The sequence below is a fragment of the Propionivibrio sp. genome (genome assembly GCF_047602565.1).
In the GTDB taxonomy this organism is placed as follows: domain Bacteria; phylum Pseudomonadota; class Gammaproteobacteria; order Burkholderiales; family Rhodocyclaceae; genus Propionivibrio.
Window position 1 is genome coordinate 1521253 of the sequence record NZ_JASGGX010000001.1, and the last position, 13967, is coordinate 1535219.

The 13967-nt window shown below is 66.1% G+C and carries 16 protein-coding genes; 1 reads left to right on the plus strand and 15 read right to left on the minus strand.

Annotated elements, in window-relative coordinates:
* Window positions 1-8 precede the first annotated feature (8 nt).
* The 6 genes from QM701_RS06990 to bioB all read right to left on the minus strand — a co-directional run bounded on the left by QM701_RS06990 (window position 9) and on the right by bioB (window position 4787).
* Complete coding sequence (locus QM701_RS06990) at window positions 9-557, minus strand: PilX N-terminal domain-containing pilus assembly protein (RefSeq protein ID WP_415166366.1); 549 nt, start codon at window positions 555-557, stop codon at window positions 9-11.
* The gene (locus QM701_RS06995) at window positions 554-1582 is read right to left on the minus strand and encodes a PilW family protein (protein WP_415166367.1); all 1029 of its coding nucleotides are present in this window, start codon (window positions 1580-1582) and stop codon (window positions 554-556) included. Before QM701_RS06995 ends, QM701_RS06990 begins: the two co-directional genes overlap by 4 nt.
* Window positions 1582-1998, minus strand: a complete 417-nt coding sequence (gene pilV, locus QM701_RS07000; RefSeq protein WP_415166368.1) for a type IV pilus modification protein PilV — start codon at window positions 1996-1998, stop codon at window positions 1582-1584. The genes QM701_RS06995 and pilV overlap by 1 nt, the downstream gene beginning before the upstream one ends.
* Entirely contained in the window at window positions 1995-2546 is a 552-nt protein-coding gene (locus QM701_RS07005) for a GspH/FimT family pseudopilin (RefSeq protein ID WP_415166369.1), read from the minus strand. The genes pilV and QM701_RS07005 overlap by 4 nt, the downstream gene beginning before the upstream one ends.
* 336 nt (window positions 2547-2882) lie before the next feature.
* Window positions 2883-3782 (minus strand): malonyl-ACP O-methyltransferase BioC, encoded by a 900-nt coding sequence (bioC, locus tag QM701_RS07010; RefSeq protein WP_415166370.1) that lies wholly within the window; start codon window positions 3780-3782, stop codon window positions 2883-2885.
* Window positions 3783-3797: 15 nt separating this feature from the next.
* On the minus strand, window positions 3798-4787 hold the full coding sequence (gene bioB / locus QM701_RS07015; protein WP_415166371.1) for a biotin synthase BioB: 990 nt from the start codon (window positions 4785-4787) through the stop codon (window positions 3798-3800).
* Between the two features lie 71 nt (window positions 4788-4858).
* On the opposite strand from bioB, the gene QM701_RS07020 reads away from it, so the two are divergent.
* A complete protein-coding gene (locus QM701_RS07020; RefSeq protein WP_415166372.1) occupies window positions 4859-5584 on the plus strand; it encodes a ComF family protein in 726 nt (241 codons plus the stop codon).
* A gap of 13 nt (window positions 5585-5597) precedes the next feature.
* Here QM701_RS07020 and QM701_RS07025 read toward each other — a convergent pair whose 3' ends face one another.
* The 9 genes from QM701_RS07025 to QM701_RS07065 all read right to left on the minus strand — a co-directional run bounded on the left by QM701_RS07025 (window position 5598) and on the right by QM701_RS07065 (window position 13824).
* Complete coding sequence (locus QM701_RS07025) at window positions 5598-7211, minus strand: methyl-accepting chemotaxis protein (RefSeq protein WP_415166373.1); 1614 nt, start codon at window positions 7209-7211, stop codon at window positions 5598-5600.
* Window positions 7212-7408: 197 nt separating this feature from the next.
* Window positions 7409-8548 carry a tetratricopeptide repeat protein gene (locus QM701_RS07030; RefSeq protein WP_415166374.1) on the minus strand — a complete coding sequence of 380 codons (1140 nt, stop codon included), beginning with the start codon at window positions 8546-8548 and terminating at the stop codon, window positions 7409-7411.
* Between the two features lie 16 nt (window positions 8549-8564).
* Window positions 8565-8957 (minus strand): ExeA family protein, encoded by a 393-nt coding sequence (locus QM701_RS07035; protein WP_415166375.1) that lies wholly within the window; start codon window positions 8955-8957, stop codon window positions 8565-8567.
* The gene (locus QM701_RS07040; protein WP_415166376.1) at window positions 8896-9402 is read right to left on the minus strand and encodes an ExeA family protein; all 507 of its coding nucleotides are present in this window, start codon (window positions 9400-9402) and stop codon (window positions 8896-8898) included. The genes QM701_RS07035 and QM701_RS07040 overlap by 62 nt, the downstream gene beginning before the upstream one ends.
* A 37-nt stretch (window positions 9403-9439) precedes the next feature.
* The gene (locus QM701_RS07045; RefSeq protein ID WP_415166377.1) at window positions 9440-11149 is read right to left on the minus strand and encodes a secretin N-terminal domain-containing protein; all 1710 of its coding nucleotides are present in this window, start codon (window positions 11147-11149) and stop codon (window positions 9440-9442) included.
* Window positions 11146-11565: a hypothetical protein gene (locus QM701_RS07050; RefSeq protein WP_415166378.1), complete on the minus strand. Its 420-nt coding sequence runs from the start codon at window positions 11563-11565 to the stop codon at window positions 11146-11148. Before QM701_RS07050 ends, QM701_RS07045 begins: the two co-directional genes overlap by 4 nt.
* Window positions 11550-12260: a type II secretion system protein GspM gene (gspM, locus tag QM701_RS07055; RefSeq protein ID WP_415166379.1), complete on the minus strand. Its 711-nt coding sequence runs from the start codon at window positions 12258-12260 to the stop codon at window positions 11550-11552. Before gspM ends, QM701_RS07050 begins: the two co-directional genes overlap by 16 nt.
* Window positions 12257-12952 carry a hypothetical protein gene (locus QM701_RS07060; protein WP_415166380.1) on the minus strand — a complete coding sequence of 232 codons (696 nt, stop codon included), beginning with the start codon at window positions 12950-12952 and terminating at the stop codon, window positions 12257-12259. Before QM701_RS07060 ends, gspM begins: the two co-directional genes overlap by 4 nt.
* The gene (locus QM701_RS07065) at window positions 12949-13824 is read right to left on the minus strand and encodes a hypothetical protein (RefSeq protein WP_415166381.1); all 876 of its coding nucleotides are present in this window, start codon (window positions 13822-13824) and stop codon (window positions 12949-12951) included. Before QM701_RS07065 ends, QM701_RS07060 begins: the two co-directional genes overlap by 4 nt.
* Window positions 13825-13967: the final 143 nt, after the last annotated feature.

Below are 13967 nucleotides of genomic sequence, written 5' to 3' on the forward strand. Positions count from 1 at the left end.
AGCTCCTCTTAACTGCAACCGCGGTCATAAAATGCTTGGAGAATTACGACGGCCTCCGTCGTTCGGCCTTGGCCGCGGGCAGTAATCTTGTAAATGGTCTTTGGTGCTGGTGGCGGCCACTTGACCGAACCGCCCGCGCACGAAACCGTCTGATACTCCTCGATGACATACCGGGGCTGTGCCTGTCCCGACAATACGGCGTTTGCTTCAGTTGCAGCGACGGATTTAGTGTTCCAGTCATGCGTATCCTGCCAGTAATCCTCTTCCGTCTGCCCGCTGGGCGACGTATCGAGTCCCTTGAAGTAAGCGCCCGACTCCCCGCCTGTTGCCGTGAACGAGGGCAGGACCGCACTCGAAAGGAATTCCTGCGCCTCGCGCAAGGCATACTCCGCGGCTTCGAAGGCCAACGCGCGGTCCCTCGTATTTCCCGCCATACGCTCTTCAAACACGCTGGTGTGCATCACGCTCAACGCGAGGATCGTGATCATGACGAGTATCAGCAGCGACATGATCAGGGTGATCCCCCGTTGCCTCTGGTTGATGAGTCCTTTTTTCATGGCAACCGATTCCTGATGCCGATATTGGTAACGAAGTCGCGCTTCAAACGCCTATCGGTAACCGATACGCCGTTGTAGGTATAGGTCTTGTTTTCCGCACCACTGTTGTCAGCTTCACTGCGCACTGAAAACCGCACCCTTATCCCCATCACCTGGTTCCAGTCGGCCACGGCGCCCAGCGTCGATCCAGTCGTCGTGATCTCGGAGTCAGGGGTACCATTTGCGTCCGTATCGGTTTTCACCGACAAGACCTGCATGTCATACACGTTTCCTGCAATATCGCTGACAACCGTCGTCGCACCGTTATGAGTAATCTCATACAACATCGGCTGATTGAGGTCGGGATGGATACCGACGAAGAACTGCTTCTCTCCAAAGCCAAAAACAACGGCCTCGGTTCCATATATTTTGGAAAAACTTGCTTCTTTATTCTTGGAACTCGCGTGCTCGATGGTCACCGGCGCCGTAGTACCCACATTAGTCGCAGCAAAAATATCCACGTTTGAGCAATCTGCGATCACCAGAACTTGATTCGCCTGCCAACCACAGGGATTGGTACCAACTTTAATCGCATCGGCGTTTGCCGTCATTTTTTCGGTCAGATTTTTTTGGCACGAACCGATCCCCTGGACCTGAATCACATCCGTCCCCGCTACGCGAGTAATGGCCGTCGGATTGATCCAGCCGGTGCCATTATCGAAAACTCTAATGCTATCGATGGGCACAGCCACATCGACGACATCATCCTTATTCAAATCGACAATGCTGTGCGGCTCAATATCCAGCGAATTGGCGCAACCGGTATAACCCGCCTGCCGGATTTCCCGTGCCAGCCGTTCCATAGCGATACGACCGTCCTCCTGAATGCGCGCCACTGCATCGTTCGCATTAAAAACCGGCCTGGAATTGATGAACGTATAGAGAACTCCCCCGAGAATCAGCAACCCGAGCGCCATGGCGATCAAGATTTCGACGATCGAAAGCCCCGCCTGAGCCAGTCTCGATCTGCTTGGCGTGCCGCGCATCAGAGTTCTCCCCGAAAAACAAACTGCTCGGTGGCACCGCCTCCAGCCGCCTTCGAATCGTCCCACTGAATGGTGATCGTGAAGAATGTCGTATTCGTCATGGCCACCGTCCCCACGCCTGCCGGTAGGGTGCCGACTGCGGCCTGCCATTCGAGCTTATCGTTCGCCGCGATCGAATTGGTCGCAGTCACGCTCGTGCTGTATTCACCATTCAAGGCTATCTGCCGGTTGACGCGCATCCGCTCCGCGAGGTCGTAGGCCAGAAAGCTCGCTTGCGTCCGGTACTGCGAACTCTGCGTGTTCTTCAACCCGTTGGTCAGCAACCCGGCGACGCCAAGCAAACCGAAACATATAATGACGATGGAAACAAGTATCTCGATCAACGAGAAACCATGCTGGACCTTGTTCCGACTCATGGACACACCCCGCCTTCTGCAACCCGTATCCTTCCGGATGAGGCAACCGACACAACACGGGACGTCCGGCCCGGAAGACAGACGGTGACATTCCCCGTCGCCCCCAGGTTCGAAGCACCCGTCGGCATAAACTGAACCGAGTTCTGCAAATCCGGCACGGAACTACCCGCCATCGACACGCCGCCAGCAGGCGAATCAAACACTTTTATCGGGGATGCTGCGGTCGCATGGATAATCCAACCGATCGACCAGTCCCCATCGGTTGTGCAGTTTTCTTTATCCAGACTTTTGCAGACGGTGACATTTGTGCCCAGTTTTACCGATTCACTCCGGGCTGTGGCGAAAGCCGCCGAGAGACTGTTCGCCGCTGATTGAATCCTTAGCCTTTCCATAACCCCCTGGAAGGCGGGCATAGCCAGTATGGTCAGAATGGCGAGCAGCACGACCGTAATCATCAACTCGACCAATGTGAAGCCTGCGTTCAAGCGTTTCTCTGAGAACATGGCCTCAGACTCGCAATGATTATTTGTTCTGCCGAGAATCTTCATCCATCCCTCGCCAAGACGCCTAGAAAACTGGGAAAACCTCCAATCCTCACAGGAATGCACTTTACGGAAACCGTCAGGCATAGGGGATAGCAATAGAACGAACGGTCTTGCTCACACGACAAATGGACGAAACGATATAGAGTTGCCGTTCATACGCAACCTGGACTATCTCCCGTATCTCGCCATTTTCGTGCGGGTAAACCAGGGCGAATCTGCGATGTGCCGATTACGCCGATGTTACGAAAAAAGCCCGCGCGAGGCGGGCTAGAGGAAAGATGACGCCGCCAACTGGAGTCGGGCTGTTGACTTCCACATTATGAACAGTCCCCGACCTCCCTAACCGAGAGGTCGCCGCTTCGTATCCAGCCGGATCACCGCCCGCCCATCCCCAATCGTCCTCGGCTCGACTTTCCACGCATGGCCGTAAACCACTTCGAAGGTCGCCGGCAAGCGCCCTTCAGTACGCAGTTTTTCATACGCGGCGCAGGCGACCTGCCAAGCCTGCTTCCCCATCAATCCGCGCCGGCGCCCGATCACCGCGCAGCTCGAACCGCTCCGGCGCAGTTCGCTGAAAAGCGCGTCCGTCGAAGGGTAGGTCACCGTCAGTCGTTCCGCGTCCATTACCGGATCGGCGAAGCCGCATTCGACCAGCATGTCGCCGTAGTCGTGCATGTTGACGAAGCGCAGGGTGTGTTCGTAGCCGTCTGAAAAGCAGGCGCGCAGTTCCTTCAGGGTGTCCGGACCGAAGGTGGAAAACATCAGCAGGCCGCCGACTTCCAGCGTCCGGTGCATTTCGCGCAAGCCGGCCAGGGGATCGGCCAGCCAGTGCAGCATCAGGTTGGACCAGACCAAGCCGGCCGCGCCCGTGCGCAGCGGCAGCGTTTGCGCATCCGCGGCCAGCAGGGAGGCGCGCTTCGGTCCGCGCAGGAAAGGCAGCATCCAGCGCAGGCGCGAACGCTGCCGATCGCCGACGCGCAGCATCGCTTCGGAAATATCCACGCCGACGATCCCGGCGTGCGGATAGCGCTCGCCGAGCGCGGCCAGGCTGGCGCCGGTGCCGCAGCCCAGATCGACGATGGCGCCGGGCTGGATCTTCACGTAGTCGAGCCGTTCCAGCATGCGCGCGGCGATCTCGCGCTGCAGCACCGCCGCAGCGTCGTAGCCAGCCGCCGCCCGGGCGAAGGCGCGCCGGACCTGGCGCACGTCGACCAGCGGCGTGACCGGGGCGGCGGGCATCAGGAAATCCGGACCTTAAATCGCCCGCAGTCCGAGCTTCTCGAACAGCGACTGGTCGGCGTTGATATCGAGGTTGCTCGCCGTCAGCAGCTTGTCGCAATAGAAAATCGAGTTGGCGCCGGCGAAGAAGCACATCGCCTGCATTTCCTGCGACATCGCCTCGCGGCCGGCGGACAGGCGGACGTAGCTCTTCGGCATGGTGATGCGCGCGGCGGCGATGGTGCGCACGAACTCGAAATTGTCGATTTTCTCGGACGCCGCCAGCGGCGTGCCCGGCATCGCCACGAGATTGTTGATCGGCACCGATTCCGGCGGCGGATTCATGTTGGCGAGCTGGGCGACCATCGCCGCGCGGTTGCGGCGCGATTCGCCGAGCCCGAGGATGCCGCCGGAGCAGACCTTGATCCCCGCCGCGCGCACCTGCGCGATGGTGTTGATGCGGTCCGCGTGCTTGTGCGTGGTGATCACCTTGTCGTAGAACTCGGCATCGGTGTCGACGTTGTGGTTGTAGTAATCGAGCCCGGCCTGCTTGAGTTTCTGCGCCTGTCCGTCCTTGAGCATGCCCAGCGTCACGCAGGTCTCCATGCCGAGCGCCTTGACCTCGCTGATCATCTGCGTGACGACTTCGAGCTCCTTCTCCTTCGGCCCGCGCCAGGCGGCGCCCATGCAGAAGCGCGTGGCGCCCTTGGCCTGGGCGGCCTTGGCGGCGGCCACCACCTCCTCGACCTGCATCAGCGCCTCGCGCTCGGTGTCCGTCTTGTAGCGCACCGACTGCGAGCAATAGCTGCAATCCTCGGGGCAGCCGCCGGTCTTGATCGACAGCAGCGCCGACCGCTGCACCGCGTTCGGATCGAAGTTCTCACGGTGGACCTGATGCGCGCGGAAAAGCAGATCCATCAGGGGCATCTGGTAAAGTGCTTCGACCTGCGAGACGGTCCAGCGGGTGCCGGGCGTCGTCGACGCCGCGGTGCTTGCCAAGGGCGAAACTGCAGAGAGCGTATTCATGGGAAACCCCTCGAAACGAGGAAGCCCGGCGGAGAACGGCCAACGGCGATCCCTACGGGACTGATTAAAAAGTGAGCATTCTAACCCAAAACCGGAGCCTGCTCGTCCGCGCCCGGAACCTCGCCGGACGCGCCGTAAACACCCTCCTGGCGCAGGATTGCCTGCTCTGCGGACAGGCCAGCGACCGGGAAATCCTGTGCCGGGCCTGCGCGGGCGACCTGCCGCGCCTTCCCTCGCCCCGCTGCCCGCGCTGCGCCTTGCCGACGGCCGGGGGAGAGACATGCGGACGCTGCCTCGCACATCCGCCACATTACGACCGAACCCTCGCCGCTTTCAATTACGGATTTCCGCTGGACAAGCTGATCCAGTCCTACAAATACGGCCATCGCCTGGCGCTGGCGGGCTATTTCGGGCGAGAACTGGCGGCGCTGGCGCCGGCGGCGGCGGCCGATCTGGTCGTGCCGTTGCCGCTGCACCCCGCCCGGCTGCGCGAACGCGGCTTCAATCAGGCGCTCGAACTGGCGCGTCCCGTCGCGGCGGCGCTCGGGCTGCCGCTCGATGCCCGGACATGCACGCGCATCCGCCACACGCCGGCCCAGGCCGGCCTGCCGTGGCAGCAACGCGAGCGGAACATCCGCGGCGCGTTCCACTGCGCGCAGGACCTCTCGGGCCGACGCATCCTGCTGGTGGACGACGTGATGACCACCGGCGCTTCGCTCGACGAATGCGCGCGCACGCTCAAGCTGCACGGCGCCGCCGAGGTCGCGCTGCTGGTCGTCGCCCGGACGCTGCCCTGAGCGGCGCCCGCGCTCAGAGCCGATAAACGCTCACCACGCCGAGCATTCCCTTGGCCAAACGGTCGAGATCGTTCGCGGCCTGCGCGCTGTTGCCGGCCGCCGCGCTGCTTTCCTCCGACATCTGGGCGATCCGCTCGACCTGCGTCGCGATGTTGTTGGTCGCCGTTCCCTGTTCGCGAATGGCGTCCGCGATTTCCCCGACCATATCCACGGCATTGCGGCTGCTGGTGCCGATCCGCTGCATCACCGCGTTGGCTTCCCGCGCGCTTTCCACGCCGGCGTTCACCTTGGCGACGACGCTTTCCATGCCGGTGACGGCGTCGCTCGCGCCGCTGCGCATGGCGCCGATGGTGTTCGCGATCTCCTGCGTCAACGCAGCCGTGCGTTCGGCCAGCTTGCGCACCTCGTCGGCCACCACGGCGAAGCCCCGCCCCTGCTCGCCGGCCCGCGCCGCCTCGATGGCGGCATTGAGCGCCAGCAGGTTGGTCTGGTCGGCCACGTCCTTGATCACCTGCACGACGTTGGCGATCTGCTGGCTGTGCTGTTCGAGCCCGTGGATGAGCCGCGCCGCTTCGTGCACGGTGCCGGCGATGTCCTGGATGCCGCCTGAGGTCTGGCCGATGGTTTTTTCCCCGGACGCCGCCAGATCGCCGGACTCGTTGGAAAGGCGGCTGGCCTCCTGGGCGCGCTCGGCCACGTGATTGACGCTCACCGTCATTTCCTCGACCGTCGCGGCCATGCTGGAAGCGGCTTCGCTCTGCAGATGCGAGGCGGTCGCCACCTGGGTCGACGTGGTCGCCATGGCGTTGGCCGCGGCGGCCACCTGCCGGGCATCATCGGCAATCGACTTGAGATTGGCCTGCAGCCGGTCGAGCAGTTTGTTGAACGCATCGCCCGAGGTGCCGAGCTCGTCCATCCGCGTGACGCCGATGCGCGTGGTGAAATCGAGCGTGTCGCTGACCTGGTTCATCAACCGGCTCAGCCGGTTCATGCGCTCGCGGATTTCCCGGATCAGCAGCCCGCCGGTCACGCCCGCCACCGCGATGGCGGCCACGATGATCGCGATCTGCACCCACCGCTCGCGGTCGTAGTCCTCGCGGTTGTCCTGGCGCAGGCCGTCGGCGTACTGGCGGACGTGTTCGGCGAGTTCGTCCACCACCTTGATCAACTCGGTCGACAGGCCGCCGAGCATCTGCGTGGCGGCCTGAATGTCGTTCGCCGACGATTTTTCCAGGACCGCCTGGTTTCTCGCCACATACGTGGCCAGCGCCGCGCGGCTGGCCTGGATCAGTTTCCTGTCGCCGTCACCGGTGGCGAACTGCTGTTCGTAGCGGTCCAGATCCTTCCCGATCGACTGCGCCAGCGCGGCCAGCCGCCCGGCCGCCGCGGATTTCGATTCCGCCGAAGCGGAGAGCAGGTGATCGCGCACGGTCATGCGCGACCGCTCGATGGCCGCGCGGATGTCGCCCAGCAGCTTGATGCTGGGAATGGACCGGTCCTGCACGAATTCGAAGCGCGACTGCGCGGCCCCCAGTCCCCACAAGGCGTAGCCGCCGACGATAACCAGCGAGACCAGCGCCACTGCCAGGGTGAATGTGATACGCGAGGCAATCGTGAGCCTGTTCATTTTTGTCCCCTCCCAGGAAATACGGCCGCACACCATCGGGAATGCGCAGCTTGCCAAGTCCGGAAGATGCGCTGCGCATGGGCAGGATCGTAGCTTATTCCCGTAAAAGACCACAACCGGCCCATGGACAAAGCAAGACGCGGAGGCGGTCCGCGGACGGCGCCGCGGCACGACGGGGGCGGCGCCGGCCCGGCCGCTTATTGTTGGCGCAGCTTCTGCTCGACCAGCGCGGCCAGTTCCCGGGACAGGTTCCCGCATTGCCGCGCGCGCTGGAAAGCGGCGAGCGCCTGGTCGTTGCGCCCCTCGGCTTCCATCGCCAGCCCCAGGCCGAGCCACCAGCGCCCGTCGTCCGGCGCGAGGCGGGTCGCCGCCTGGTACAGGCTGGCGGCCTCCTGGCCGTTGCCGAGGCGCTGCTGCAGATGCCCGGCGAAACCCAGATAGTCGGCGTTGCCGAACGCCGCCGGCAGCGAATTCTGCAGCGTCAGCGCGGCGCCGGCCGGATCGCCCCGGTCGACCTGCAGGCGCGCCAGCGTCATCGCCCAGCCGATCTGCGCGGGCTGGCCATGCAAGCCCTCCCGCAGCACCTCCACCGCCTCGTTGACCTGCCGGGCTTCGAGCAGCAGCCGCACCAGCAGCTGGCGCGCGGCGACGTGCAGGCCGTCCGCGCGCAGCGCATCGCGCAGAATCTCCTGCGCTTCGGCCGGCCGGCCCTGATCAACTGCCGCAATCGCCTTGCGGTAAGCCGTCTCGGCCCGATCTTGCGGCGGCACCGCCGGCTCGCTCTTCTCGATCGAAACGCGCTTCGCGGCGCGGTTTTCCGCGGGAGGCGTTTCCACCGTTTTTTCCACCCGGACGGGAGCCGCCTCGGCCTTGTCCGGCAAGGCCGCCGCTTCCCGCTTCGCCGGTTCGTTGCGTGGGGCTTCGACCGGCGCATCGGCCCGCCGGGCGGACACGGCAAGCGTTTCGGATTCGCGCGGGGCTTCCGCCCTGGCCGCGGATATCTCGGCCGGCACGTCCTTCCCTGCCGGCTCCGGCACAACCGGCTCGGCGGCGGGAACGGGCGCCGGCGCCACATCGGCCTCGGTCCGCACGGCAAGCGGAGCGGGTTGCGTGGCGACGGGCGGCGCGGGGGGAACCACCGGCGCCGCCGGTTCGCGCAGCGCGAAATAGACAGCCAGCGCCGCCACGCCAAAACCGGCCAGCGCCGCCAGCATCCACGGCAGGCGCGAAGGCGGCGCGGCCGGCAAGGGCCGCACGTCGTTGGGCAGATTCGCTCCTACGCCGTGCGTTTCACGGCGCGCATCGAGATCCTGCAGCATCCGGTTGATCAGACTCATGCTTTATCCATCGTCCTCACGGCCAGCACGGCCAGCCGATGCTTCTCGCGCCTTCGGTGTCCCGGCGCGCCATCCGCACGTGGCGCACCCTGACCCTCTGCCGGCCTTCGCCATACACCGCCATCAGCGACTTGTGCGCCAGGATGTTGAGCAGGCGCGGCGTGCCGCCGCTGGCCCGGTGCAGGGCGCGCAGCGCGGCCCCGGAAAACAGTCCCTCGCCGAGGTAGCCGGCGACGCGCAGGCGGTGCGCGACGTAATTCGCCACCTCGTCCTTCCCCAGCCCATGCAGCCGGTAATGGAAGGCGATGCGCTGGCGCAGCTGGCGGATTTCCGGCCGGTTCAGCTTTTCATCGAGCTTCCGGCTGGCCGAACAGGACGATCTGCAGCAGCTTGCGCTTCTCCGTCTCAAGATTCGACAGCAGGCGCAGCGCCTCCAGCGTCTCGACGGGCATCGCCTGCGCCTCGTCGATGAGCACGGCCACCGGCTTTTCCGCGCGGGCGAAGCCGAGCAGCGCCCCGTTGATCTCGCGCAGCAGATGATAGGAATCGAAGCGCGCCGGCTCCGCCACGCCCAGTTCCTCGGCCAGCGCGCGCAGCAGCGTGTCGGCGCCGAAACCGGGATTGGGCAGGTAAGCGGTCACCCACTCGTCGCCGAGCGCCTGCAGCAGGCGCCGGCACAGCAGCGTCTTGCCGGTGCCGACCTCGCCGCTGATCTTGACGAAGCCCTCGCCGGTGCCGAGCGCCAGCAGCAGCGTGTTGAGCGCCTCCTGGTGGCTGCGCAGGGAATAGGCGAAGCCGGTATCCGGCGTGATGCCGAACGGCAGCTCGCGCAGGCCGAAATGCTTCAGGTACAACGTCCGCCCCGCCTTTCCGGCCGCCCCGCCCCGCTCACTACCGCGGCGCCGGCAGGGAGAGGCGCGGATCGAGCTGGCGCACGCGCTGCTCGGTCTCGGCCAGATCGTCCTTCCAGCTCGATTCGTTGCGGATGACCGTCGGCTTGATCAGGATCACCAGCTCGCTCTTCTTCAGGTAGCTGCTCTTGGTGCCGAACAGCCAGCCGACGCCGGACGCCCTCGACGCGCCGGGCAGGCCGGTGCCGCCGGAACTCTGCTCCTGCTTCATCAGCCCGCCGATGGCCACGATGTTGCCGTCCTGCACGCGCACGATGCTGTCGGTCTCGTTGACCGAGCTGCTGGCCAGCGGCAGCGTGTAGGTGCCGAGCGAACCGAGGTTGATCACCTTCTGGCTTTCCGTCACGTTGCTGATCGACGGATGTACGTGCAGGACGATGCCGTTCTCGCCGTCGATCTGCGGCGTCACGTCCAGCGCGATGCCCGAGAAGAAGGGCTGCAGGGTGATGGTCGGCGTGGTCACGTTGCTGCTGCCGGTCGAGGTCACGGTCGAGCTGACGTTGGTCACGAAGAAATCGTCGGTGCCGACCTTGAGCACCGCCTTCTGGTTGTTGATGGTGGCGATGCGCGGACTGGACAGCACCTGCACGCTGCCCTGCGTCTCCAGGAAGTTGAGCAGCGAGGCGAAATTGGCCGCCTGGAAGGCCAGGCCGAAGAAGCCCTGGCCGAGTTCCGTGGCCACGGCGGAGCCGGCCTTGCCGGCCGTCATCGTCACGTCGCCGGTGGACATCGCCCCCGAGGTGGTCAGGCCGGCGCCGGGATTGACCGAGCCGACCGAATAGCGGTGGTTGCCGCCGCCGAACCACGCCCAGTTGATGCCGGCCTGGAATTCCTCGTTCAGGCTCACTTCGAGAATCTTGGCTTCGAGCATGACCTGCCGCTCGACGATCACCTGCGTCATGCGCAGGTAGTTCTCGACCGCGCGCAGGTCGGCCGGGAACGCCTTGACCAGCACCACCCCCGATCCCGGATTGACGATCACCGAGCGGCCGTCCTGCGCGCCCACGATGCTGGTCAGCGCGGCGGAAAGATCGTGCCAGAAATCGCTGTTCTGCGAGGTCTGGATCTGGCTGCTCGGCACCACCGTGAACGACGTGTTCGAATTGCCCGCCGGCACGCCCTGCGCCGGCTGGCCGGGCGTCGTGTTCTGCTGCGACGAGGAGATCGAACCCGAGGTCACGCGCACGTCGGACTGCCCCTGGCGCTTGCCGGCCAGATAGTTGAGCTGGAAGATGCGCGTCTGCAGCGTGTTCGGCTGGATGTAGATGCGCGTGCCCTGGATCTTGAACTCGTAGCCGTACAGCTCGCGCAGCGTTTCCAGCACCTCGCGCACGGTCACGTTCTTCAGGTTGACCGTCACCGTGCCGGAGACCTCCGGCGCCACCAGCATGCTGTAGCGCGTGCCGCTGACCAGCGCCATGAACACCTGCGCGGCCGGCGCGTTGCTCACCGCCAGGTCGAAGCGCGGCTCGGCGCGCTTGGCCGAATCCGGCAGGTCGAGCTGCAGCGGCGGCAGCATGGCCTGGTTGACCGCCTCGTCGATGCGCTTCGTCTGCGAAGCCGCCGCGCCCTGCAATTCCTGGCCGACCCGGTCGAACGTCGCGCCCGGCGCCTTCTGGTGCGAAGCGCACCCGGCCACGGCCAGCACCAGCGGCGCCAGCGCCAGCCACAGAATCTTTCTCAACATCATGGTTTGCTCCCGCTCCGCGTCCCGCCGGACGCCTGAGCCCTGTTCCTGGTAACGATAGGTGTCTTCTCGATGCCCGGCGTCAGGAACAGGCGCTCGATGCCCGCCGGTCCCTCCAGCACCGCCTCGCGCTCGGTCACGCGGATCAGGCGGCTGTCGCCGTAGTATTCGCCGACGCGCACCAGCCGCCCGCCGATCACCGCCAGCGGCCTGCCCTTCTTCGGCAGCACGACCGATTCGAGCACCGGCCCGGAGGGCGCCGCGGCCGGCGCGTCGCCGTCCTGCGCGTAGCCGGCCGGCGGCCGCGTCGGATCGGCGAGCGGCGACTGCGCCGCAGCCGGCGCGGCCGCCAACCCGGCCATCAGGCCCGCCGCCAGGCAGGCCCTGAAACGAAAGCGGCAAGTCAAACGATCAGCCATGCGCGATCCATGCTCAGCGAATAAACGGTCAGGGTGAGGACGAGGTGCGGATGCCGTTCGGCCGACAGCGCCACGCCGCCCCACAGAAGCTTCATGGGCGACTTCTCCAGGCGCGCGAGGTAGGCGGCCAGTTCCTGGTAGCCGCCTTCCAGCCGGATTTCCACGCCGTGGCGGTACAGGCCGCCCGCCTTGCCACCCGGCGCGGACGCCGCCGCGGCCTTGTCCGCCTGGGCGCCGGCCTTTTCACCTTCGCCCGCCTCCGCGTCCTTCCCCGGGAACGGCGTCGCCGGCAAGGTTTTCAGGCTGAGCAGGCGCAGGCCGCTGCGTGTGCCGATCATCTCTTCCAGCAGCGCCGCCATCCTGTCCGGCGGCACCAGCGCGCCCTCCAGCGCCTGCAGGCGGCCTCCCAGCGCCTCGAGCTGCGCCCGCAGCGCGTCCAGCTCGGCGCGCGCCGCCACGTCGGGATGACGGTTCGGCGCATCCAGCGCGGCCACCTGCGCCTGCATGTCGGCCAACTGGGCGCGCGCGCCGGCGGCGCCGCGCTCGGCCGCCTGCCCGCGCTGCAGCGCCGGCTCGATGAACAGGAGATGACCGAGCAGCACGATGCCGCCGAGCAGCGCCACGGCCACCAGCCAGCGCTCCCGCCGCTGCAGCGCGTCGTAACGCGCCGCCGTTTTCAGCCACCAGGATTTCATTGCCCGCGCCCTCCCGCCGGGCCTTTCGGCCCCTCGACCGCGCTCTCCGAACGCAGCACGAATTCCACGAAACGCGGCGGCGCGGCGGCCGTCTTCCCGGACGTCGGTTCCGGCGCGGCGGCGCCCTCATCCTTGAGTTCCCGGTCGAGCATCTCCAGCCCGGCGAAGCGGCGGCCCCGGAACGCGGGTTCGCTGCCCAGCCGCTGCACGTAGGCGGGCAGCACCGCGGCATCCAGCGTCCGCCCGCGGATCTCGATCGCCTCGCCGCCGCGCGCCACGGCAAACCCGGTCAGCCAGAGGTTCGGATTCGCCCGCGCCTGGCGCGCGAATCCGGCGAAAATCTCCGAAAACCCGCCGGCGCTGCCCAGGCGTCCGGAATCGAGCTGTTCGACCGCCGCCTTGCGCGCCGCCAGCGTTTCCTTCACCTTTTCCAGTTCCCCGGCGAGCGCCGGCGACGTGCGCCGCTCCGACACCGCCTTGGCCAGGGCCGTCAACTGCGCCTGCCGTTCGCCGACCTCGGCCTGCAGCTGCGCCGCCGTCGTCTCCTTTTGCGCCGCCTCGCGGTTCGTCCACACGGCACCGGCGGCCACCGCCGCCAGCAGGACCAGGGCCGCCACGCCGACATGGCGGCCGGAGGCCAGTTCACGGCGCGGGCGCAGGCGCTCCTCGTAAAGATTGATCTGCTGGCTCATGCGGCGGCCTCTCCGGCGCGCAGGGCCGCGCCGATCGCCAGCAGGTTCCTGGCCTGGCAGGCCGGATCGCGCAATGCCGGCACGTGCGGAAAATCGACGGCCGCCGCCAGATCCATCTCCTGCACCGGCACATAGACGTTTTCCGCCAGTTCGGCGGCCAGCCCCTCGACGCGCGGATACGCGGCCAGCACCATCTTCGAAACGGGAAAGTGGCTGTACTGCCGGTCGAAGTTGTCCAGGCTGCGCTGCATCTCCAGCACCAGCCGCTCCCGCGCGCGGGCGGCCCGCTCGGGATCGTCCGACGCCATCTGGCGGGTGGTGATCTCGCTGCGGCGCACGGCCACCAGCTCGCCGCGGTAGGTCAGCGTCAGCCGGCTGCCGCTCTCGTCGAGATGCAGGAAAGCCAGGCCGCGGTTCTCGTCCTCCAGCAGCGCGGCGACGTTGCGCTGAGCCAGTTCCGGCACGTCGATGGCCGCCAGCGGCACGCGCGCCTCCTCGAACGGCGCCGCCCGCGCGCGCACCGCCCGCTCGGCGGCGGACACCAGCAGCACGCCGGCCGCGCGGCCCGACAGGCCGTCGCTCGGTACGTCCAGCACGCCGAGGCACGCCGTCTCCACCGGATAATCGGCCAGTTCGCGCAGGGACCAGCGCAAGGCCTCCCGCCGCTCCTCCCTCGGCACCGGCGGCGCGTCGAACTGCGCCACCTGGTAGTCGCCCTCGCCCATCAGCGTCGTGCAGCGATAGGTCTTGAGCTGGCGCGCGGTCCGCAGGCGCCGCAGGGCTTCGGCCTCCCCGCCTTCGAGCGCGAAACTGTCCAGTTGCACGACCTCGGGGCGCCGGCCGGGATGGCGGACCGCATGCGCCAGCGTCATTTTTCCCTCACGGGAAAGGATCGCCAGCCAACCCGGTTTCTGCGCTGAGGAAAGGAACGAAAACATCCGGAAGCCTTGCTTATAATTTTGTCGAAAGATACCGATTAAGCTACTCAAAAACAAGGGAAAATTCCCTTGTTCCG